General features: G+C 32.1%; 1 pseudogene. It reads right to left on the bottom strand.

Features of this window, described 5'->3' with window-relative positions:
- Positions 1-504: 504 nt before the first annotated feature.
- Positions 505-617: pseudogene (locus BU804_RS12360) on the bottom strand (IS982 family transposase); the annotation flags it as partial.

Genomic DNA, 617 nt, shown 5'->3' with positions numbered 1-617 from the left:
GTTTTTATAACTATTCTCTCATTTTTTCCTCTCCTGTTCAATTCCCAAACAAAATACTTCTTGTCCTCTTGTCACAGAGAAAAAAATAAACCCTGATTTTCAGCCACCTTTATCTCTTATCTATTCTCTATCTAGTAAATCTAACTTTTCGGATGAAGAAACATAGTCTAAAAACTCTTAAAATTTCTCTTTCAATTTAACACGTATGTCAAATCCTCTTCTCTGCCACTGAATTTTCCCCCTCATTCTTCCTCCAATTCCCCATAGGAAGTAAAATCCATTTAAATCTTAGTTACGAATAAGTTCCTCCTCCTTTTATCCACTAATATCTATTCAACACAACTGGCAAAACTTCTCTTACTCACACAATCAATTAATTTACGGGTATCGTGATATAAATATTTATCCAACCATTATTTATCACCTTAGCTGGACAAATTTTGGTTTCTACTAATAAATTTCAAATCAAAGAAATATTTTATTAATAACCTGAATTTTGGGTTTTTAGGCAGCCATTAACAATAAGCGATGCTGCTCTGCTAAGTTTATCGATGGCTTTTTAGGTTGGTGAGTATAAGCAACAATCCCAGCTAATAGATTAATTAAAAAATTTCCGG

This window comes from Candidatus Protochlamydia sp. W-9 (assembly GCF_001950615.1).
Taxonomy (GTDB): Bacteria; Chlamydiota; Chlamydiia; order Chlamydiales; family Parachlamydiaceae; genus Protochlamydia; species Protochlamydia amoebophila.
The sequence above is the reverse complement of the archived record's forward strand: the minus strand, read 5'-3'. Positions and strand labels throughout refer to the sequence as shown.